We start from the raw sequence: 19,993 nt of genomic DNA on the forward strand, positions 1-19,993 counted from the left end.
GATGTGAATTCACATGATCCGAATACGTCTCGCTGGGATGCTCTGGACCTTTGGCGGATGAGGGACGCCGCGCGACGAACGGTGCAACCGGACAGACGTACGGCGGATCTCAGCGAATGCTCAGCCACCGGCCCGTACCGTGTGGCGCATGAGATCAACCGCCGCGCGGCTCCGGCGCGCCCTGGCCGGCCATCCGCGCCGCACCGTCGCCGCAGTGGTGGTGGTCGTTCTCGTCGCCGCCGCGCTGGTCTGGACGGCCCGGCCGCGGGGCGCGGACTTCCGGACCGAGTCGACGTTGGTGACGGTGCGTTCCGGGCCCTCCGGCGACGAGCCGGTCGATCTGGACACGACGCTCTACCTGCCGGCGGACGCGTCGGCGTCGAAGCGGGTACCGGCGGTGCTGCTGGCGCACGGCTTCGGTGGCACCAAGGATTCGGTCCGCTCCGACGCCGAGGACCTGGTCGCCCGTGGGTACGCGGTGCTCACCTGGACCGCCCGCGGCTTCGGGCGCAGCGGCGGCCAGATCCACCTGGACAGCCCCGACTACGAGGTGCGGGACGCGCAGCGGCTGCTCGACCGGCTGGCCGAGCGTCCGGACATCCGCCTCGACGCGGCCGGCGACCCCCGGGTCGGTGTGGTCGGCGGCTCGTACGGCGGCGGCCTCGCCCTGCTGCTGGCCGCGCAGGACCAGCGGATCGACGCGATCGTCCCGATGATCACCTGGAACGACCTGCCCCGCGCCTTCCTGCCGGAGAGCAGCGGCCGGCAGCCCACCGACGGTGTGTTCAAGAAGGGCTGGGCCGGCATCTTCTTCGGCGGCGGCGGGAACGCTGGCTCCGGCCCGGCCGGGCTCTCCGGCGCCACCGCCGCCGCGCCGGAGGGCGCTCCCGAGTCGGCCGGCCCGCCGAGCCCGCAGCCGGGCGCCGGACCGGGCACCGGTTCCGGTCGCGCGCCGGGTGGCGCCGCCGACCCGGCGTGCGGGCGCTTCGCGGCCGACGTCTGCGCCGCGTACCTGCGCATCGCCACCACCGGCCGGGCCGACGCGGCGGCGGTCGAGCTGCTGCGCCGGTCGTCGCCGGCCGGCGTGCTGAATCGGATCAAGTCGCCGACGCTGCTGGTGCAGGGCGAGGCGGACACGCTGTTCCCGCTGGCCGAGGCCGACGCCAACGCCCGGGGCATCGCCGCCGCCGGCACGCCGGTGCGGGTCGCCTGGTTCACCGGCGGCCACGACGGCGGCTCCGGCCCCACCTCCGACTCGGACCGGGTGAAGTTCCTGACCGCGCAGTGGCTCGACCACTACGTCAAGGGGGACGGGGCAGCGCCCGGCGACACGTTCACGTTCTCCCGGATCGCCGGGTTCGACGCGCTGGACCGGGGCCTGGTGGCGACCGGCTTCCGTACCGCCGACTATCCGGGGCTGGCCGGGCAGGACCGCCGCGAGGTGACGCTCGCCGGCCCGCCCCAGCCGGTCGCCGTACCGCCGAACGGCAACCCGGCGGCGATCTCCTCGGTGCCGTTCGCGGGCGCGCTCGGCTCGCTGCTGGACGGCGTCGCCGGTGACATCCCCGGCCAGCACGCCCGGTTCGAGTCGGCGCCGCTGGACGCGCCGGTCGACGTGGTGGGCGCGCCCACCGTGCGGATCAGGGCCGCCTCCGCGACCGGCGAGGCGGTGCTGTTCGTGAAGCTCTACGACGTCGACCCGCAGGGCGCGGCCACGCTGCCGTCCGGCCTGGTCGCGCCGGTGCGCCTGACCGGCCTGCCGGCCACCGTCGACGCGGCCACGCCGGTCACCGTCACGCTGCCGGGGATCGTCCGGCGGGTCGAGGCCGGGCACCGGCTGCGGCTCGTGGTGGCGACGTCGGACCAGGCGTACGCCTCCCCGGCCGAGCCGGCGGTGCACACGGTGGCGCTCGCCGACGGGCCGCTGACGCTGCCCACAGTCGACGCCACGCCGATCCCCACCACGGCCACCGTGTGGCGCTGGGCGCTGGCCGGGCTGGTCGCCGCGATCGTGCTCGGGCTCGTCGTGGTCGTGCTGCTCACCCGCCGCCGGCACCGTCGCCAGGACGACTCCGTGCACCCGGAGTACGCGGGCGTCCCGCTCGCCGTACGCAACCTGCGCAAGGAGTACGCGGACGGCTTCGTCGCGGTCTCGGATGTGGACTTCGAGGTGCACCCCGGCCAGGTGGTCGGCCTGCTCGGGCCGAACGGCGCGGGCAAGACCACCACGCTGCGGGTGCTGATGGGGCTGACCCAGCCCACCGCCGGGGAGATCTACGTCTTCGGTCACCGGCTGGTGCCGGGCTCGCCGGTGCTGTCCCGGATCGGGGCGCTGGTCGAGGGGCCGGGCTTCCTGCCGCACCTGTCCGGCCTGGACAACCTCAAGGCGTACTGGCGGGCCACCGGGCGGCCGTGGGAGGACGCGCACTTCGACGAGGCGCTGGAGATCGCCGGCCTGGGCGACTCGGTGCACCGGCGGACGAAGAAGTACAGCCACGGCATGCGGCAGCGGCTGGCCATCGCCCAGGCGATGCTCGGCCTGCCCGAGCTGCTGGTGCTGGACGAGCCGACGGACGGGCTGGACCCGCCGCAGATCGCCGAGATGCGCCGGGTGCTCCAGCGCTACGCCACCGGCGGACGGGCGGTGCTGGTCTCCAGCCACCTGCTGGCCGAGGTGGAGCAGACCTGCACGCACGCGGTGGTGGTGAACAAGGGGCGGATCGTGGCGTCCGGCCCGGTGGAGGAGATCGTCGGCGAGTCGCCGAGCGTGCTGTTCGAGGTGAGCGACCCGGACGCGGCGCGTACGGTGCTCGACCGGCTCGACGGCGTACGGGTGCTGCCCGACGACGACGGCGGGCTGGTGGTCGACACGAACGGCACCGCCCGCAGCGAGGTGGTGGCCGAACTGGTCCGCGCCGGTATCGGGGTGGACCGGGTGGTGCCCCGGCGCCGCCTGGAGGACGCGTTCCTCGCCCTGGTGGGCGAGAACTCTCGGGGAAGCGGGGACCGGTGATGGCGGGTTCGTCTGTGGCATCGTCGCCTGGCGGCGGCACGTCCGGCACGTCCGGCACGTCCGGCACGTCCGGCACGTCCGGCACGTCCGGCACGCCGGCGCCGGGCGCGGGCGGCGCGGCGGCCGGTTACCGGCCCTCGGCCACGCTCCCGTTTGGCGCGGAGTTCCGGCGGCAGGCGTCGCGCCGGCGTACCCAGCTCGCGCTGGGGTTCATGGTGCTGCTGCCGCTGATCATCCTGGTGGCGTTCCAGTTCGACGCCGGGGACGACGACGGCGGCGGGCGCGGCGAGTTCTCCAGCCTGGCCGACCTGGCCACCTCGGGCGGGCTCAACTTCACCCTGTTCTCGATCCTGGTGTCCGCGTCGTTCCTGCTGGTCGTGGTGGTGGCGCTGTTCTGCGGTGACACGGTGGCGAGCGAGGCGAGCTGGGGCAGCCTGCGCTACCTGCTGGCCGTGCCGGTGCCCCGGGCCCGGTTGCTCGCGGTGAAGCTGGTCGTGGCGCTCGCGTACTCCGGGCTGGCCCTGCTGTTGCTCGCCGGCACCGCGCTGCTGGCCGGCACCCTGCGGTACGGCTGGAAGCCGCTGAGCAGCCAGGTCTCGGCCGAGCTGGCGCCGGCCGACGGGTTGCTGCGGCTGCTCGGGGTGCTCGGCTATCTCGCGGTGGTGCTGCTGGTGGTGGCCGGGCTGGCGTTCCTGCTGTCGGTGACCACCGATGCCGCGCTCGGCGCGGTCGGCGGGGCGGTGCTGCTGTGGATCCTGTCCAGCATCCTGGACCAGATCACCGCGCTGGGCGGGCTGCGCAACCTGCTGCCGACCCACTACAGCAGCGCGTGGCTGGGCCTGCTGTCGACGCCGATGCAGACCGACGACGTGGTCAAGGGCGCGTTCTCGGCGGTCGTCTACGCCACGTTGTTCTGGGGCCTGGCCTTCTGGCGTTTCACCCGCAAGGACGTCACGAGCTGAGGTGACCGGCGGGGTATCCCTGGAGCGCTGCCGCCCATATCATGGGAGCGTTCCCAAGCAATTGTCCCGCCTGCAAAGAAATCGATACACATGGATGTGTGTGATCGTCATCCTGGGGTTTGTCAGATGCCCGTCCCAGGAGGTCCCACATGATTCCGTCCCAGCTCAGCGGCCCGGCCCTGTCCCTGTTCCGCATGGTGGTGGGGGTGCTGTTCCTGTGCCACGGCGCCGCGTCGATATTCGGCGTCTTCGGCGGCAACCAGGGCTCCGGCGCGGCCGTTCCGTTCGCCACGTGGCCCGGCTGGTGGGCGGCGCTGATCCAGCTCGTGTGCGGCGCGCTGGTGCTCGTCGGCCTGTTCACCCGGCCGGCGGCGCTGCTCGCCTCCGGCTCGATGGCGTACGCGTACTTCGTGGTGCACCAGCCGGACCACCTGATGCCGATGCAGAACGGCGGCGAGCTGGCCGCGATCTTCTGCTGGTCGTTCCTGCTCGTGGCAGTGCTCGGCCCCGGGAACTGGGCGCTCGACGCGTTGCTGGCCCGGCGTCGCGCCACCACCGCCGAGCCCACCGCGGTTCCGACGGCTTCCGTCCCGGCCTGAGCCGTCACCGGCGAGCCGGGGGTCCGGTACGGCAGCGCCCGTACCGGACCCTGGTTCTACAGCGGGTTGACCGGCGGGGTCGTGGGCGGCGGTGGGGCGGCCGGCGTGGGCGTGCCGGTGGCCGGGCCGGGCTTCTGGCGCTTCCACGCGCTGACGCCCAGCCGGCCGGTGTTGCCGAGGTCGATCGGCCCGTCCAGGGCTACCGGGTACGCGGGCCTGCCGGTCACCGGGGCGACGTCGAGTTCGGTGCCGTTGGTGGCCACCACTGTCGCGTCGGTGACCAGGTTCCGCCAGATCAGCGCCGCGCCGGCCCGCTCGCCGGGGGCCAGCACGATCCGGGTGGGCGGGTGATCGAAGCCGGAGGTGATCGGCTTGGCGCCCGGGATGATCCGCACCTTGATCGGGTCGCCGTCGGCGTCCCGGAGCGTGACCGCCGGATAGCCGCGCAGCTCGTACGGCCGGTCGCCGCAGTTGACCAGTTCCAGGCCCATCGCGCGCAGGCCCATCGCGGCGCTCACCCCGCTCTCGGTGATCGCGATGCCCTCCGGGGAGCAGGTGGCGGCGGGCGTGTGGTCGGCCGTGGGCGCGCCCGGCCGCGGCGGAACCGTGGTCAGCGGGTCGATGCCCGTGGGCGGCGGGTCGGGCAGCCTCCCGTCCGCGGGCCCCTGCGTCGGGGCGCAGGCGGCCATCAGCGTCACGCCGGTGAGGGCGCCGATCAGGCGCGCCGGTCTCCGCATCCGGCGATCATGCCACTTCGCCGCGCTCGGCGAGGACCGCATCGAGCAGGCCCGGGTAGATGCGGTCCATTTCCTCGCGGCGCAGCCGCACGTAGCGGGTGGTGCCGGCGTCCCGGGTGCGGGTCATGCCGGCCTCGCGCAGCACCTTGAGGTGCTGCTCGCCCTGCTGCTGGCCCGCGAGGGGGTCACCGCCCTGGCCACCCAGCGGCGCGGCGTCGAGGTGGTGCTCCTCGGCGCCCTCGGCTTCGCCGGGTTCAACACGCTGATGAACCTCGCCCTCGGCCACGCCGCACCGCAGCAGATCGCGCTGTTCGCGGCCACCGTGCCGCTGGTCACCCAGTTCGTCCGCTGGGCGCGCGACGGCGTCCGCCCGCGCCCGGCGCTGCTCGGCATCTCGCTCGTCGCCCTGGTCGGCGTCGGTCTGGTGATCACTCGCGGCCGGCTCGACGGACTGGGCCAGTTCGGCTGGGGCGGGCTGCTCATGATCGGCGCCGTGCTCGGCTGGGCCTTCTACACCCACGGCGCGAGCCGGTTCCCGGAGTGGTCCGCGCTGCGCTACACCACGCTGACCGCCGTCGCGGGCATGCTCGCCATGCTCGCCATGCTCGCCGCCAGCGCCGTCGCCGACCTCACCGGGCTCCAGCACGCGCCGGCCGCCGCCGACCTCGCCGCGATCGCTCCCCAGCTCGCGTACGCGGTGCTGGTCGCCGCCGTCCTCGCTCGGCAGCGGTGACCACGACGGCGCCCGAGCCGCCCGCGGTGGCGGACCCGGTCGCGGTGGTCGGGCGCTGAGCGGCCCACAGCGTGGGATCCCGAGGTGGCACGGCCGTGAGCAGCGCATAGACTCGGCGGCACAACTGAATACCTCATCCAGAGGGGCTGAGGGATACGGCCCGACGACGCCCCGGCAACCACCCGCACGCTCGACGACGAGCGACGGCGGGCAGGTGCCAATTCCGTCCCCGCCGCACCCGGCGATGCGGGGAAAGATGAGAGGAAATCCTCGACATGACGTCGACGCTTCCCGTCGCCACCGGCATCGACACCACCCTCAGCCCGGCTCGCGCCCTGGTCTGCCGTGCCTGTTCGGCGCGCTACCCGCTCGCCGCGCAGCACGCCTGTTACGAGTGCTTCGGGCCGCTGGAGGTCGACTACGACAGCGCCGCCCTGGCCGCCGTCACCCGCGAGCAGATCGAGGCCGGTCCGGACAACATCTGGCGGTACGCGGCGCTGCTGCCGGCCGGTCAGGACCCGGCCACCCGGGTCACGCTCGACCCGGGTCTGACCCCGCTGGTGGCCGCCCCGCACCTCGCGGCCGAGTTGGGGCTCACCGCGCCGCTCTGGGTCAAGGACGACAGCGCGAACCCGACCCACTCGTTCAAGGACCGGGTCGTCTCGGTGGCGCTCACCGCGGCCGGGGCGCTCGGCTTCACCCGCTACGCCTGCGCCTCCACCGGCAACCTCGCCAACTCCGTCGCCGCGCACGCGGCGCGGGCGGGCGTGCCGTCGATCGTCTTCATCCCCGGCGACCTGGAGCAGGGCAAGGTCGTCACGACCGCCGTCTACGGCGGCGACCTGGTCGCCATCGACGGCTCGTACGACGACGTGAACCGGCTCTGCGGCGAGCTGGTGGAGACCGACGAGTTCGAGGACACCGCGTTCGTCAACGTGAACGTGCGGCCCTACTACGCCGAGGGCTCCAAGACGCTCGGCTACGAGGTGGCCGAGCAGCTCGGCTGGCGGATCCCGGCCCAGGTGGTCATTCCGATGGCCAGCGGCGAGCTGCTCACCAAGATCGACAAGGCGTTCACCGAGCTGGTCGAGATCGGGCTGGTCGAGGCGCCGGCCGGTGGCTGGAAGGTGTTCGGCGCGCAGTCGGCCGGCTGCAACCCGATCGCCACCGCGCTGCACGGCGACACCGACACGATCACGCCGGTCAAGCCCACCGGCATCGCCAAGTCGCTGAACATCGGCGACCCGGCGGCCGGCCTGTACGCGCTGGAGGCGGTGCGGCGTACCGGTGGGTGGATGGAGTACGCCGACGACGACGAGATCCGGGCCGGCATCCGGTTGCTCGCCCGTACCACGGGTGTGTTCGCCGAGACCGCGGGCGGGGTGACCGTCGCGGTGCTGCGCAAGCTGGTGGAGTCGGGCCGGCTCGACCCGGCCGTCGAGACGGTGGTGTTCAACACCGGGGAAGGGCTGAAGACGATCGACGCGGTAGCCACCCAGGTCGGCCCGACGCACCGCATCAAGCCGTCCCTGCGCGCGGCCCGCGAGGCGGGCCTGCTGTCCTGAGGACCGTCCACTCGGCGGGTCGGCTGGTGGCGCGCACCACGACATGCCACTCCCGCCGCGTCGGAGTCGTGACCGGGAGGCCGAGCGCCACCCGGGCGCAGTAGGCGCCCTGCTCGCGCAGGGACTGTGCCAGGGTGGTCAGCCCGCTGGGAGCGGCGGCGTCGCTGTCGTCCCAGCCGGTCACCGCGAGATCTTCGGGCACGCGTCGACCGGCGGTGGCGGCGGCGCGCAGCGCGCCGAGGGCGAGTTCGTCACTCATCGCGGCGATCGCGTCCGGCGGATCGCCGCTGGCCAGCAGTTGACCGACGAAGGCCTCGCCCTCGGCGCCGTGGTTGATCGGGCAGACGGCCAGCCGTAGCTGGTCCGGTGGACGCCCGGCCTCCGTCCAGGCGTCGCGGAAGCCCTGCCACCGGCGGCGGGTCACCGGGAACCGCGCCTCTGTCTTGTCGTTGCCGTTGAGCAGTTGGCGGACGCGTCCGCGATCGAGTGGAAAGCCGAGCACGAGTGGGCGGCGGGCCCGCGCGAAGGCGACCCGGCCGATCGCGACCGCCGCGGCGCGGTCGTCGATGCCGACCACCGGCATTCCCCGTCCCTCCGGGCCAGCATGGATCACGGCGGGCAGGCCGGTACCGGCCACGGCATCGAGGACCGGATCGTCGTCGCTGGTGGTCCAGACCACGTAGCCGTCCACGGCGGCCTCCGCGACCCGCCGGAGGTCGGTGCGGGCGCCGGTGATCGGCACCAGGGCGAGTCCGACACCCTCGGCGGCGCACACATCGGCGACGCCAGCGAGAAAGCGCGCGGCCTGTGGGTCCTCGAAGGCGTAGGTCAACCGTTCGCCGAGCACCACACCGACCGTGCCCGCCCGGCCGGTCCGCAGGGAGCGGGCGGCCGGATGCGGCCCTGGATAGCCCAACCTGCCCGCCGCGGCGCGGACCCTCGCGGCGGTCGCGGCGGAAACCCTGTCCGCGCCACCGCGCCGGACACGTTCGTCCGGGACGCACCGACCGTGCTGTCCTACGCGGTCCTGGCCTGCTTCACGTTCTGGCTGTACGCCTTCACCCCGGCAGTGACGCTGTTGCGCGCCGAGTTGGGCTTCTCCTACTCGGTGCTCGGGCTGTATCAGGTGTTCTGGTCCGGCGGCGCGGCGCTTGCCGGTGCCGCATTCGGATGGGCCGCGCGCCACCTCGCACGCGGCGCGCTGCTGTGGGGGTCGGCAGTGGCCACCGCCGTCGGCGCGGCGGCGTTCACCCTCGGTGGCGGGGTGCCGGCCACCCTGATCGGTGCCGGTGTCTTCGGCACGGCGGGCACGATGCTGCTCGCGGTGGTCCAGGCAATCCTGTCCGACCGGCACGGAAACCGGCGGGACCGGGCGCTGACCGAGGCCAACGTCGGCGCCGGCGCCTCCGCGGTCCTCGCCCCGCTGGTCCTCGGCGGGGCGGTGGCCCTGGCGTTGGGCTGGCGTGTCACCTTCGCGCTGCCGGCGGTCGTCCTGGTAGCGCTCTACCTGGGCTACCGGCGTCAACCTCTGCCGCCGGCGACCGGGCGCCGGGCCGTCGGCGGAGCCGGACGGTTGCCGGTGGCCTGCTGGCTGTTCGCCGTGCTGACCGCGGTGAGTTCGGCAGTCGAGTTCTGCCTGGTGTACTTCGGACCGCAACTGCTCCTGGACATCGGATTGTCCGCAGCCGCCGCCGGCACGGCGCTGAGCAGCAACCTCCTCGGCATCCTGGTCGGGCGCCTGATCGGCGCACGGGTCACCCGACGCCCGGGCCGCAGCGTCACCCTCCTGTACGTCTCCCTGGCGACGACGTTCGTCGGTGTCGTGCTGTTCTGGGTGACCGGCCGGCCGGCCCTCGCCATCGGCGCGCTGTTCCTGTCCGGGCTGGGGATCGCCAACCTCTACCCGCTCGCGCTCGCGCTCACCCTCGGCACCGCCCAGGGGCAGGAGGACCGGGCCAACGCCCGTACGCAGTTGATCCTCGGCGTGCTCGCCGCCGCGTCGCCCTACCTGCTCGGTAGCCTGGCGGACCAGCGTGGACTGGCCGCCGGCTTCGTGGTCGAACCGGTGCTGATCGGGGGCGGTGCCCTCCTGCTGTGGGCCGGACTACGCGCCCTCCCCTCGGGTGTTCGGTCAGTCGCGGCTCGCCCGGACGGGGGATCGGACAAGATCGGTGGGTAACCGGCGATGTGCGGTGAGTGCGAGAAATCCACCGAGCGGGACTTGACGACAGGAACCGGACGGCGCAAGATGCTTCGTGCGGGAGGGCATCCGCCGGAGAATTTTCAAGTTCTCGCGACCCAACGCCGGAGGCGTTGTGTGGACGTCCCTCCCGACCAACGTCCGAAGGGGCCGGCGGAAACCGCTGGCCCCTTCGCTGTGTCCGGTGCACGCTCGACGCCATGGCCCTGACCGTGACACCGCTGGACCCCACCGACCTGCCGGCGCTCGACGCGGCGTACCGGATCGAGGTCGCGGCGCAGGCCGTCGACGAGCCGGATCTGCCGCCGCCCTGTCGGCGGCGCTTCGATTCGCTGCTGCGGCACCCGATGCCCGGCATCGACGCGCGTTGGCTGGTGGCCCGGCTCGACGGGACCCCGGTCGGCTGGCTCCGGCTGTACCTGCACACGCTCGAGAACACCGAGAACGCCAGCGTCGAGCTGGTCGTGGACCCGACGTACCGGCGGCGGGGCATCGGCCGAGTGCTGCACGAGCACGGGGTGCGCCTGTTCCGCGAACACGGCGGCAAGCGCCTCGTCGGCTCCACCGGCGCGGCGTTGCCGGGCGAGGAGGAACGGGTGTTCCCGGGCGCGGCGTTCGCCGTCGCGGCGGGCGCGAAGCCGGCCCTGGCCGACATGCGCCGCCGGCTCGACGTCACCGCGCTCGACCGCGACCGGCTGGCCGCGCTGGTGAGCGGGGCCCGTGCCGCCGCCACCGGCTACCGGACGGTGCGCTGGGGCGACCACACCCCCGAGGAGTACGTCGCGGATGTCGCCTACCTCCAGGGCCGGCTGCTGCTCGACGCCCCGATGGGCGAGCTGGAGTGGGAACCGGAGCAGCGGGACGGGGCGCGGTTGCGGGACGCGGAGCGGGCGCTGGACGTCCGGGGCGTACGGCGCTACAACACCGGGGCGGTGCATGAGGCGTCCGGCCGGTTGGTCGGCGTGACCCAACTCACCCTGGAGGCCAGCAGCACCGGGCACGCCTGGCAGGAGATCACCCTGGTCGACCCCGGCCACCGTGGCCACCGGCTGGGCCTGCTCTGCAAGGCCGAGAACCTGGTGCACACGCTGGCCCACGAGCCGGCCCTGCGGACCGTCGACACGTGGAACGCGCTGGCGAACACGCACATGGTCGCGATCAACGACCAGCTCGGATTCCGCCCGGCCGCCGGTTCCGTCGACTGGCAGTTGACGATCTGAGTTGTGACACGCCCCTACTGATCTGGTGCCTTTCTGTTGCATGATGGCGGGCATGACGGAGACCCCGCACCCCCTGTACGACAGGCACCGCGAGACCCTCGACCGGGCGCTGACCGCCATCGCGGAGCGCGGGTACTGGTCGGCCTACCCCGAGTCGCCCAGCCCTCGCGTGTACGGCGAGACCGCCGCCGCCGACGGCAAGGCCGCCTTCGAGGCGTACCTGGGCGGGGACTTCCCGCTCGACCAGGCCGGTGACGGCACCACGGTGGCCACCGAGGTCAGCCCGTTCGGGCTGGCGCTGGACGTGCGCTACCCCCACGCGAGCGCCGACCAGCTGGTGTCCGCCGCCGGCACCGCGCTGCCCGCCTGGCGCGACGCGGGCCCGCAGGCCCGGGCCGGCGTCTGCCTGGAGATCCTGGACCGGCTGCACAAGAACATCTTCGAGCTGGCCAACGCGGTGCAGTTCACCAGCGGCCAGGCGTTCGTGATGGCGTTCCAGGCCGGTGGCGCGCACGCGCTGGACCGGGCCCTGGAGGCGGTCGCCTACGCGTACGCGGAGATGACCCGTCACCCGGGGACCGCCGGGTGGGAGAAGGCCGCCGGCAAGGGTGACCCGCTGCGGATGACGAAGACGTTCCACGTCGTGCCGCGCGGTGTCGCGCTGGTCATCGGCTGCAACACGTTCCCGACCTGGAACTCGTACCCCGGCCTGTTCGCCTCGCTCGCCACCGGCAACCCGGTGGTGGTGAAGCCGCACCCGCGCGCGGTGCTGCCGCTGGCGATCACCGTGAAGTACGCCCGTCAGGTGCTCGCCGAGGCCGGGTTCGACCCGAACCTGGTGCAACTCGCCCCCGAGACGGACGGCGAGAAGCTCGCCACCACGCTCGCCCTGCACCCGGCCGTGAAGATCGTCGACTTCACCGGCTCCACCGAGTACGGCGACTGGCTGGAGGCGAACGCCCGGCAGGCCGCCGTCTACACCGAGAAGGCCGGCCTGAACACGGTGGTGATCGACTCCACCGACGACTTTGCCGGGCTGTGCCGCAACCTGGGCTTCACGCTCACGCTCTACAGCGGCCAGATGTGCACCACCTCGCAGAACCTGCTGATCCCGCGCGACGGCATCGAGACCGACCAGGGGCACAAGAGCTTCGACGAGGTGGCCGCCGGGATCGCCGGCGCGGTCGCCAAGCTGACCGCCGACCCGGCCCGGGGCGTCGAGCTGACCGGCGCGATCGTCAACGACGGCGTGCTGGAGCGGCTGGAGGAGGTCACCAAGGTCGGCGAGCCGGTGCTGGAGTCGCGCACCGTCGGGCACCCGTCCTTCCCGGGCGCTGTGGTGCGTACGCCGACGGTGGTGAAGCTGGACGCCGCCGACACTGCGATCTACTCGCGGGAGTGGTTCGGCCCGATCTCGTTCGCCATCGCCACCGACTCGACCGAGCACAGCCTGCGCATCATGCGCGAGACGGTGGGGGAGAAGGGCGCGCTGACCGCCGGCGTCTACTCGACCGACGAGGCGGTGCTGGACGCGGCCGAGGCGGCGGCGATCGACGCCGGAGTGCACCTGTCCTGCAACCTGACCGGTGGGGTGTTCGTCAACCAGTCGGCGGCGTTCTCCGACTTCCACGGCTCGGGCGCGAACGCGGCGGCCAACTCGGCGCTGACCGACGGCGCGTACGTGGCCAACCGGTTCCGCATCGTGCAGAGCCGCCGGCACGCCTGACCGGAGGGGCCCCTTCTCGACGCCTCCGGTAGGGGAGGGGCCCCTTGTCGACGCCGCGCCGGGTCAGGCCGGGCGGCGCATCTGGAGCTCGTGCAGGCCGGTGATCCGGGGGTGCGGCACGCGTACCCCGGTGTCCACGAAGCCCAGCTTCTGATAGGCCCGGTAGGCGCGGTCGTTGCCGGCCACCACCTCCATCATCAGCTCGGGCCGCCCGCAGGCGCGCGACCAGGCGGCCACCTCGTCGACCAGCGCCGCGAGCAGGCCGCTGCCCCGCCGGGCCGGCGTCACGTAGACCGCGTAGACGAGCGTCAGGCCCGGCTCGTCCGGTGCGGCGGTGCCGCCCGCGTGGCCGACCAGGCGACCGCCCGGGTCGGCCACGAACTGCGCGATGTGGTCGCCCCGCGAGACGGCCGCGATCCGGGCCGCGAACTCGGTGTGCGGCCGCGCCGCGGCCTCGGCCACGGTCTCCAGGAACGCCAGCGGGGAGTCGGCCAGCATCTCCAGCCGGAGCGCCCGCATCCGGGCGGCGTCCTCCGGCCGGACCCGGCGGACGGTGGTCGTGGTGGTCGCGCTGGTCATGCCGCATGCATACCGGACGGCCCCCGCGGGTGTGCGACAGGCCCGGGTACGGCCCGGAATATGCCCGATTTGTGGTCGTGCGCCGTCGTCACGCCTCGTGTAGCGTGCGATTTCGGTCACCGAATTCAGCGTTACCGATCGCTGAGCCCGGTGCGCCACCGGTGCCGGTCCGCCGGCTTCCGGGTCTTGGAACGCCGCGCAGAGTGAGGAAGTGCACCGTGGCACAGGGCACCGTGAAGTGGTTCAACGCCGAAAAGGGCTACGGCTTCATCGCCGTCGACGGCGGGCAGGACGTCTTCGTCCACTTCTCCGCGATCGAGATGGACGGCTACAAGGCGCTCGACGACGGCCAGCGGGTCGAGTTCGAGATCGCGCAGGGGCAGAAGGGTCCGCAGGCCGAGCACGTCCGCGTCATCGCCTGACGTCCGCCCGCCGGGCGGTTCCGCAGCCGGGTCCGCCGATCGGAGGGCTGTGGAGCGAGCGCGCACAGTGGAAGATCGGGAGCCGTTCCAGCCGTAGCCGCTGAGGAGGGCCCTTGTCCGATCTGCCTCCGCCGGATCCCGCCGAACCGACGCCGTCCGGCCCTCCGGCCGACCCGACCGCGCCCCCGCCTGCAGGTCCGGTGTCGTCGGACGCCGCTGGAGGGTCCGCGCCCGACTCCGGCCGGACCCCGCCCGCCGACCCGTGGGCCGGTCACACCGGCCACACCCCGGCCGTCCCGCCGCAGCCCGGGTACCAGCCGCCGCAGCCCGCCGCCCCGAACCTACCCGGTCAGCCCGGCCAGCCCGGGTGGACCGCCCCGGGCGGCCCTCCCTCGCAGGGCTGGAACGTGCCGCCGGGCTGGGGCGGCCCCGCATATCCGATGCCCGGGGCGGCGTACCCGGCGCCGGCCGGTCCCGGGGCGTACGCCGGTTGGCCTTCCGGCGTCGACCCGCAGGACCCGCTGGTCAACCCGCCGCATGCGGGCATCGGTCCGTGGTTCGCCCGCTGCGCCGCCGCGCTGCGGCGTGGCTGGCGGCAACTGCTGCCGATCGTGCTCCTCTGCCAGGTACTCCCGGCGGCGGTGATCAGTATCATCTCGCTCGTCCTCCCGCCCGACGTGGAGCTGACGACCGGCGCGGGCGGCGCACAGGCGCTGCCGACCGGATTCTGGGGCCAGCTCTCCGCCTTCTACGGTGCGACGTTGTTCGCCGCTCTGGCGTTCGGCGCGCTCCAGGCGCTGGGCTGGGCCGCGGGCGCCTGGGTGGTCGCCCGGCAGGCGGCCGGCCAACCGGCCGGGTTGTCGGCGGCGCTCCGCTACGGGCTGCGCCGCGCGCTCGGCCTCTGGGGCTGGACCATCGTCGACTCGCTGCTTGTCACGATCGGCACCTGCTTCTGCCTGCTGCCCGGCATCTACCTCACGTTCGCGCTGGCCCTGTTCGGCCCGGTCTACCTGTTCGAGCGGGTGGATCCGATCGGACGGGCGTGGCGGATGTTCCACAACCGGTTCGGCATGGTGCTGGGCCGGGTCGTGCTGGTGATCGGAGCGGTGCTGGTGGCCACCGTTGTGCTGGACGCCGTGCTGCGCAGCATCAGCGTGACGGTGTTCGGCGTCGAGCCGATGGGTGCCGTGGGCACCGCGATCGGCGCCGTGACGCTCGCCGTGTCCGGTGCCCTGCTGGCTGCTCCGGCGTACCTGGCGCAGCAGGTCGGACTGGTCGTCACGTACGCCGAACAGCGGGCTCAGGAAGGCCCGGTGAACGCGGCCCAACTGGCGGCGGAACTCGGCTGAGCGGGGCTGTCGTGCTTGCACTCGGCTAGGGAGAGTGCTAAACAAGTCATTGGCACTCGCGTACGGTGAGTGCCAGAAGGTCGGGGCGGTAGGGCCACGGTCGCGCCGGTGTCCGAAGGGACGCCGGAGCGGTACGAGGCCGGTCGTCGCGGGCTGTCCGGCCCGACCGAGGAGAGACGTCGTCGTCGCCAGGTGGCGACGTCCCCAAGGTGCGTACACCAGACGGCCCATCCGGGCATCCCGGGTGGCCCGTGAGTGTCCAGGAGGGCAACGCCGTATGGCCAAGATGATCGCGTTCGACGAAGAGGCACGCCGCGGCCTCGAGCGGGGCATGAACCAGCTCGCCGACGCCGTAAAGGTGACCCTCGGCCCCAAGGGCCGCAACGTCGTGCTCGAGAAGAAGTGGGGTGCCCCCACCATCACCAACGATGGTGTGAGCATCGCCAAGGAGATCGAGCTCGAGGACCCGTACGAGAAGATCGGCGCCGAGCTGGTCAAGGAGGTCGCGAAGAAGACCGACGACGTCGCCGGTGACGGCACGACGACGGCGACCGTCCTGGCCCAGGCCCTGGTTCGTGAGGGTCTGCGCAACGTGGCCGCCGGCGCCAACCCGATGGCCCTGAAGCGGGGCATCGAGGCGGCCGTGGCCAGCGTCTCGGAGGAGCTGCTCAAGCTCGCCAAGGACGTGGAGACCAAGGAGCAGATCGCCTCCACCGCCTCCATCTCCGCCGCCGACCCCAGCGTCGGCGAGATCATCGCCGAGGCGATGGACAAGGTGGGCAAGGAAGGTGTCATCACCGTCGAGGAGAGCAACACCTTCGGCCTGGAGCTCGAGCTCACCGAGGGCATGCGCTTCGACAAGGGCTACATCTCCGCCTACTTCATGACCGACCCGGAGCGTATGGAGGCCGTCTTCGACGACCCGTACATCCTGATCGTCAACAGCAAGATCGCGTCGGTGAAGGACCTGCTCCCGATCCTGGAGAAGGTCATGCAGTCGGGCAAGCCGCTGCTGATCATCGCCGAGGACCTGGAGGGCGAGGCCCTGGCCACCCTGGTGGTCAACAAGGTCCGTGGCACCTTCAAGTCGGTCGCCGTCAAGGCGCCGGGCTTCGGTGACCGCCGCAAGGCCATGCTGACCGACATCGCCATCCTCACCGGTGGCCAGGTCATCAGCGAGGAGGTCGGCCTCAAGCTGGACGCGACCGGCCTGGAGATGCTGGGCCGCGCCCGCAAGGTCGTGGTGACCAAGGACGAGACCACCATCGTCGACGGTGCCGGCGACGCCGACCAGATCCAGGGCCGGGTGAACCAGATCCGGGCCGAGATCGACAAGAGCGACTCCGACTACGACCGGGAGAAGCTGCAGGAGCGTCTGGCCAAGCTGGCCGGCGGTGTTGCGGTGATCAAGGTCGGCGCGGCCACCGAGGTCGAGCTGAAGGAGCGCAAGCACCGCATCGAGGACGCCGTCCGCAACGCGAAGGCCGCCGTCGAGGAGGGCATCGTCCCGGGTGGTGGCGTCGCGCTGGTGCAGGCCGGCAAGACCGCCTTCGACAAGCTGGACCTGGCCGGCGACGAGGCGACCGGCGCGCAGATCGTCAAGATCGCGCTGGACGCCCCGCTGCGGCAGATCGCCGTCAACGCCGGCATGGAGGGTGGCGTCGTCGTCGAGCGGGTCCGCAACCTCGACCCGGGTCACGGCCTCAACGCCGCGACCGGCGAGTACGTGGACCTGCTGGCCGCGGGCATCATCGACCCGGCCAAGGTGACCCGTTCCGCGCTGCAGAACGCCGCCTCGATCGCCGCGCTGTTCCTCACCACCGAGGCCGTCGTGGCGGACAAGCCGGAGAAGAACCCGGCCGCCCCGGCGGGCCCGGGTGGCGGGGAGATGGACTTCTGAGTCCAGCTCCACCCAGTACGCCGAAGGGGGCGGGCCGCGTCAGCGGTCCGCCCCCTTTCCGCGTACGCGTCAGGTGGGCAGCCGGCGCTGGTTGCGGCGCTTGTGCGCCCGGTCGTACGGCGGCGGCAGCCGCCTCGGCTCGTCCACCGGCTGCCGTGGCTCCTCCACCGGTTGCCGGTCCGCGCCGGCCAGCTCGGCGAGCTGCTCGGCGTCGCCGATGTCGAGCCGGTCGAACGGGAGCTGGCCGGGACGCTCGTCGGCCGGTTCCTCGGCCCGTTCGTCATTCGTGGTCATGCGCCGCCTCCTCTGCCCCGACCGTAGAACCCGGTCGATGATGAAGGAGGCCGAATGGCGCTATTGGCGTCTATGCGCCGTTGATGGCTTTCCGGTAGAGGAAGAACACCCGCTCGATCCGGGCCCCGGCCGCGTTCGAGTAGAACGGCACCGGTCCCACCCAGCCGATCTGCGCCGCGCCGACCCCGGCCGCCGCCTGGTCACGCAGGCAGCGGCGCAACAGCACGCCGCCGATCCCGGAGCCCTCCGACTCCGGTGCGGTGCCCATCGGTCCGAACCAGCTCGGCCGGGCCGACCCGTACGCGGCGAACCCGAGGATCTCGCCGTCGCGCTCGGCGAGGTGCGCGCCCGCATCCGGCCGCCCGACCGAACCGGCCAGCTCGCCGTCCCAGGCGCCGCCGAACGTGGACCTGGCGAACGCGGCCAGCGCCGGCAGGTCGTCCGGGGTGGCACGGCGTACCGTCACGCCGCGCCCGGCCAGCCGCTGCTCGGCGGCCTCGGTGGAGCGCAGCGCCGCCGATCCCTCGGCCAGGCCGGCGGTCATGTTCCACGCGGTACGGTCCTGCCGGTAGCCCAGCCGCTGCGCCGCGCAGACCGCCGGCGTGTAGCGCACGTCGATGCCCGGCCAGGCGTAGTGCGGCGGGCTCCCGGCGAGCAGCACCTCGGCCGCCCCGAGCACGCCCAGCCGCCGTTCCGCCTCGTCCAGCAACGCCTGGCCGACGCCCTGGCGGCGTTCCTGTGGCGCGACCGCGACCAGGTCGACGTGGCCGACGCGCGGATCGGCCGCCGACAGCGATCCGACGAGTACGCCCACCAGCGCGCCGCCGCGTACCGCGCCGAGCACCACGACCGGCCGGTGCGCCGCCGCGCGCCGGGTGAGCGTCTCCAGGATGTCCGGGGCCTCGGCCGCGTCCTCGGGCAGGTCGAGCGCGTGCCGGCAGAGGTCGACGACGGCCGGCGACGGCTCGGGCGGCAGCTCGGTGATCTCCACGTTCATGGCTGCCGACGGTAGCGCCCGCAGCCGGGCGGCGGGTGCCGGACCTGGTGTGACGCGGTCATCTGCCGGCTCGACTGACGCCGCCGGCGAGCCGTGGTGGCCGGCGTGACCAGCCGGCCACCACGACTCACGCTCAGCGCAACCTGCCGGTGACGTGGGCGGCCCACTGCCGCTCGAACTCCTTGTACGAGACGCCGAACAGCTCCTGGGTCAGGGTCTCGACCGACTTGCCCCGGTAGTTCCCGACGACGAACTGGAAGAGTTTCTGCTCACCGTACTTCCCGGCGATGTAGTCCATTGCCGCGTGACCCAGCAGGTAGTGGTAGTTCAACCGGCCCGGGGACGACGCATCCCAGACCCCGTTGCTGGGCAACGACACCTCGCCGCGATCCGCGCGTAGCTGTCGCCTTCCCTCCGGGATGCTGTGGTTCGTCGTCCACGGCTTGGGGGAGTAGGCCATGTACTCGGCGAACCCCTCGACCGTCCACATGGACCGCTCGGATCGGTGCGGGTTCTCCTTGTCGACGGCGACGAGGGTTGCCACCATCGAATGGGCGAGCTCGTGCCGGAAGATGATCGGCGGGCCGTCGGGATGCGCGCTCGTGAAGTACGAGGTCTTCAGGTCGATCACCACCCGGCTGCCGGCGATGAGCGGGCCGTCGAGCCGTTCCAGCTTCGCGTCGTACTCGGCGGTGCGCATGCCGATGGAGACGCCGGCCTCCGTGGGTGGCTCATCTTCGATACGCCACAACGACCCCAGTTCCTTCCGGCCCTTCACGAGCGAGACGACGAATCCCGACGGGATCTCACCCTCCACTCCGGCGGCCTTCCAGGCGTCCATGTTCTTCACCGCCGCGGCTTCGACAGCCGGTGCGTGACGCCGGGCCTCGGCGCGCAGTGATCCGTCGACGATCAGCACCGTGTGCTCGGTCTTCTCGACGTGGACGGTGTCCCACTTGTCCCAGGGGGTGGGGTAGAAGTCGTCATCCGTCGCCTTGAATCGCGCCGGAATCTTGTCGATCGCGGTGACCTTGAGCGGGCCGTCCTTCACGTCCTGAACGACCTTCCAGAAGTACCTCCGTTCGACCGGCGCACGGTCGTACTCACCGATCCGGTGGAGGAACCCCAGCATCAGGTCGAAGGTGAAGCCCGCGCCGAGTGGCTTGACCTCACCCAGGCTCCTGTTGGCGAACGTCGCCTCGCTGAACGGAATCTTGGTGAGGTTGTGGAACACCCGGGTCTGGTCGGCGATCAGTTTCTTGTCGGCCGGGTCGAAGGGCGCCAGGAAAGCCTTGAGATCCCGGTCCTTCAGCGCCCGGGTGTGCTCGGCCAGCAGGCTGTCGACCAGCTCCCGCTTGACCGGGTTGTCCCTCTCCTCGCGGGCGGCGATGCGCTTTTCGGTCTGCTGGTGGCCCCAACTGCGCAGGGCGAACGCGCCGCCGACGCAGAGCAGCACGACCGCCATGAGCGAGGAAAGCGTGATCCAGATCCAGCGCTTCGACTTCTTGCGCGGTGGCGGCCCGGGACGGTACTGGCCGGGCGGACCATACCCGCCGGGGCCGTACGGGCCGGGCATGGCCGGCGGTGGGCCGTACTGGCCCGGCGGCCGACCCGGCGGCGGCCCGTACGGTCCACCCGGACCCGGACCCGGACCCGGACCCAGAGGCGGAGGCGGGTAGGCCCCCGGCGGGGGATGG

The 19,993-nt window shown here is 72.7% G+C and carries 18 protein-coding genes and 1 riboswitch; of the genes, 11 read left to right on the forward strand and 7 right to left on the reverse strand.

The window, feature by feature from the left end:
• Window positions 1-148 precede the first annotated feature (148 nt).
• The 3 genes from ACFYO8_RS20585 to ACFYO8_RS20595 all read left to right on the forward strand — a co-directional run bounded on the left by ACFYO8_RS20585 (window position 149) and on the right by ACFYO8_RS20595 (window position 4,574).
• On the forward strand, window positions 149-3,013 hold the full coding sequence (locus ACFYO8_RS20585; RefSeq protein ID WP_355015071.1) for an alpha/beta fold hydrolase: 2,865 nt from the start codon (window positions 149-151) through the stop codon (window positions 3,011-3,013).
• Window positions 3,013-3,975: an ABC transporter permease subunit gene (locus tag ACFYO8_RS20590; RefSeq protein WP_355015070.1), complete on the forward strand. Its 963-nt coding sequence runs from the start codon at window positions 3,013-3,015 to the stop codon at window positions 3,973-3,975. The genes ACFYO8_RS20585 and ACFYO8_RS20590 overlap by 1 nt, the downstream gene beginning before the upstream one ends.
• 149 nt (window positions 3,976-4,124) lie before the next feature.
• A complete protein-coding gene (locus ACFYO8_RS20595) occupies window positions 4,125-4,574 on the forward strand; it encodes a DoxX family protein (RefSeq protein WP_354868672.1) in 450 nt (149 codons plus the stop codon).
• Window positions 4,575-4,630: 56 nt separating this feature from the next.
• On the opposite strand, the gene ACFYO8_RS20600 is transcribed toward ACFYO8_RS20595, so the two are convergent.
• Both ACFYO8_RS20600 and ACFYO8_RS20605 read right to left on the reverse strand, forming a co-directional pair.
• Window positions 4,631-5,311, reverse strand: coding sequence for a DUF4232 domain-containing protein (locus tag ACFYO8_RS20600; RefSeq protein ID WP_354868669.1), 681 nt, complete (start codon window positions 5,309-5,311; stop codon window positions 4,631-4,633).
• Window positions 5,312-5,318: 7 nt separating this feature from the next.
• On the reverse strand, window positions 5,319-5,456 hold the full coding sequence (locus ACFYO8_RS20605; protein WP_355094578.1) for a hypothetical protein: 138 nt from the start codon (window positions 5,454-5,456) through the stop codon (window positions 5,319-5,321).
• Between the two features lie 6 nt (window positions 5,457-5,462).
• Between ACFYO8_RS20605 and ACFYO8_RS20610 the strand changes: the two genes are divergently transcribed.
• Entirely contained in the window at window positions 5,463-6,044 is a 582-nt protein-coding gene (locus tag ACFYO8_RS20610; protein ID WP_355094576.1) for a hypothetical protein, read from the forward strand.
• A 130-nt stretch (window positions 6,045-6,174) separates the two neighbouring features.
• Window positions 6,175-6,307, forward strand: a riboswitch (SAM riboswitch).
• Between the two features lie 12 nt (window positions 6,308-6,319).
• Complete coding sequence (thrC, locus tag ACFYO8_RS20615) at window positions 6,320-7,609, forward strand: threonine synthase (RefSeq protein WP_354868660.1); 1,290 nt, start codon at window positions 6,320-6,322, stop codon at window positions 7,607-7,609.
• Here thrC and ACFYO8_RS20620 read toward each other — a convergent pair.
• Window positions 7,563-8,456, reverse strand: coding sequence for a substrate-binding domain-containing protein (locus tag ACFYO8_RS20620; protein ID WP_387257407.1), 894 nt, complete (start codon window positions 8,454-8,456; stop codon window positions 7,563-7,565). The two genes, thrC and ACFYO8_RS20620, sit on opposite strands and share 47 nt — an antisense overlap.
• A gap of 162 nt (window positions 8,457-8,618) precedes the next feature.
• On the opposite strand from ACFYO8_RS20620, the gene ACFYO8_RS20625 reads away from it, so the two are divergent.
• The 3 genes from ACFYO8_RS20625 (at window position 8,619) to paaN (ending at window position 12,755) form a co-directional block, all read left to right on the forward strand.
• A complete protein-coding gene (locus ACFYO8_RS20625; protein ID WP_355094574.1) occupies window positions 8,619-9,788 on the forward strand; it encodes an MFS transporter in 1,170 nt (389 codons plus the stop codon).
• A 221-nt stretch (window positions 9,789-10,009) separates the two neighbouring features.
• Window positions 10,010-11,029: a GNAT family N-acetyltransferase gene (locus ACFYO8_RS20630; protein WP_354868653.1), complete on the forward strand. Its 1,020-nt coding sequence runs from the start codon at window positions 10,010-10,012 to the stop codon at window positions 11,027-11,029.
• Window positions 11,030-11,081: 52 nt separating this feature from the next.
• Window positions 11,082-12,755 carry a phenylacetic acid degradation protein PaaN gene (gene paaN / locus ACFYO8_RS20635; protein ID WP_354868650.1) on the forward strand — a complete coding sequence of 558 codons (1,674 nt, stop codon included), beginning with the start codon at window positions 11,082-11,084 and terminating at the stop codon, window positions 12,753-12,755.
• A gap of 63 nt (window positions 12,756-12,818) precedes the next feature.
• Here paaN and ACFYO8_RS20640 read toward each other — a convergent pair whose 3' ends face one another.
• Complete coding sequence (locus tag ACFYO8_RS20640) at window positions 12,819-13,334, reverse strand: GNAT family N-acetyltransferase (protein ID WP_354868648.1); 516 nt, start codon at window positions 13,332-13,334, stop codon at window positions 12,819-12,821.
• 218 nt (window positions 13,335-13,552) lie between these two features.
• On the opposite strand from ACFYO8_RS20640, the gene ACFYO8_RS20645 reads away from it, so the two are divergent.
• The 3 genes from ACFYO8_RS20645 (at window position 13,553) to groL (ending at window position 17,005) form a co-directional block, all read left to right on the forward strand.
• Complete coding sequence (locus ACFYO8_RS20645) at window positions 13,553-13,756, forward strand: cold-shock protein (protein ID WP_039909088.1); 204 nt, start codon at window positions 13,553-13,555, stop codon at window positions 13,754-13,756.
• A 113-nt stretch (window positions 13,757-13,869) separates the two neighbouring features.
• Complete coding sequence (locus ACFYO8_RS20650) at window positions 13,870-15,105, forward strand: hypothetical protein (RefSeq protein ID WP_355015069.1); 1,236 nt, start codon at window positions 13,870-13,872, stop codon at window positions 15,103-15,105.
• A gap of 277 nt (window positions 15,106-15,382) precedes the next feature.
• Complete coding sequence (gene groL, locus ACFYO8_RS20655; RefSeq protein WP_354868642.1) at window positions 15,383-17,005, forward strand: chaperonin GroEL; 1,623 nt, start codon at window positions 15,383-15,385, stop codon at window positions 17,003-17,005.
• 69 nt (window positions 17,006-17,074) lie between these two features.
• On the opposite strand, the gene ACFYO8_RS20660 is transcribed toward groL, so the two are convergent.
• The 3 genes from ACFYO8_RS20660 to ACFYO8_RS20670 all read right to left on the reverse strand — a co-directional run bounded on the left by ACFYO8_RS20660 (window position 17,075) and on the right by ACFYO8_RS20670 (window position 19,872).
• On the reverse strand, window positions 17,075-17,299 hold the full coding sequence (locus tag ACFYO8_RS20660) for a hypothetical protein (protein WP_354868639.1): 225 nt from the start codon (window positions 17,297-17,299) through the stop codon (window positions 17,075-17,077).
• Window positions 17,300-17,369: 70 nt separating this feature from the next.
• A complete protein-coding gene (locus ACFYO8_RS20665; RefSeq protein WP_354868636.1) occupies window positions 17,370-18,296 on the reverse strand; it encodes a GNAT family N-acetyltransferase in 927 nt (308 codons plus the stop codon).
• A gap of 133 nt (window positions 18,297-18,429) precedes the next feature.
• Window positions 18,430-19,872, reverse strand: coding sequence for a hypothetical protein (locus ACFYO8_RS20670; RefSeq protein ID WP_354868633.1), 1,443 nt, complete (start codon window positions 19,870-19,872; stop codon window positions 18,430-18,432).
• Window positions 19,873-19,993 lie beyond the last annotated feature (121 nt).

It is taken from the genome of Micromonospora sp. NPDC005257 (assembly GCF_042872445.1).
Classification (GTDB): Bacteria; Actinomycetota; Actinomycetes; order Mycobacteriales; family Micromonosporaceae; genus Micromonospora.

Coding starts and splice junctions, on each gene's coding strand:
- ACFYO8_RS20585 (WP_355015071.1), top strand. CDS start 149: ATGAGATCAACCGCCGCGCGGCTCCGGCGCGCCCTGGCCGGCCATCCG.
- ACFYO8_RS20590 (WP_355015070.1), top strand. CDS start 3,013: ATGGCGGGTTCGTCTGTGGCATCGTCGCCTGGCGGCGGCACGTCCGGC.
- ACFYO8_RS20595 (WP_354868672.1), top strand. CDS start 4,125: ATGATTCCGTCCCAGCTCAGCGGCCCGGCCCTGTCCCTGTTCCGCATG.
- ACFYO8_RS20600 (WP_354868669.1), bottom strand. CDS start 5,311: ATGCGGAGACCGGCGCGCCTGATCGGCGCCCTCACCGGCGTGACGCTG.
- thrC (WP_354868660.1), top strand. CDS start 6,320: ATGACGTCGACGCTTCCCGTCGCCACCGGCATCGACACCACCCTCAGC.
- ACFYO8_RS20630 (WP_354868653.1), top strand. CDS start 10,010: ATGGCCCTGACCGTGACACCGCTGGACCCCACCGACCTGCCGGCGCTC.
- paaN (WP_354868650.1), top strand. CDS start 11,082: ATGACGGAGACCCCGCACCCCCTGTACGACAGGCACCGCGAGACCCTC.
- ACFYO8_RS20640 (WP_354868648.1), bottom strand. CDS start 13,334: ATGACCAGCGCGACCACCACGACCACCGTCCGCCGGGTCCGGCCGGAG.
- groL (WP_354868642.1), top strand. CDS start 15,383: ATGGCCAAGATGATCGCGTTCGACGAAGAGGCACGCCGCGGCCTCGAG.
- ACFYO8_RS20660 (WP_354868639.1), bottom strand. CDS start 17,299: ATGACCACGAATGACGAACGGGCCGAGGAACCGGCCGACGAGCGTCCC.
- ACFYO8_RS20665 (WP_354868636.1), bottom strand. CDS start 18,296: ATGAACGTGGAGATCACCGAGCTGCCGCCCGAGCCGTCGCCGGCCGTC.
- ACFYO8_RS20670 (WP_354868633.1), bottom strand. CDS start 19,872: ATGCCCGGCCCGTACGGCCCCGGCGGGTATGGTCCGCCCGGCCAGTAC.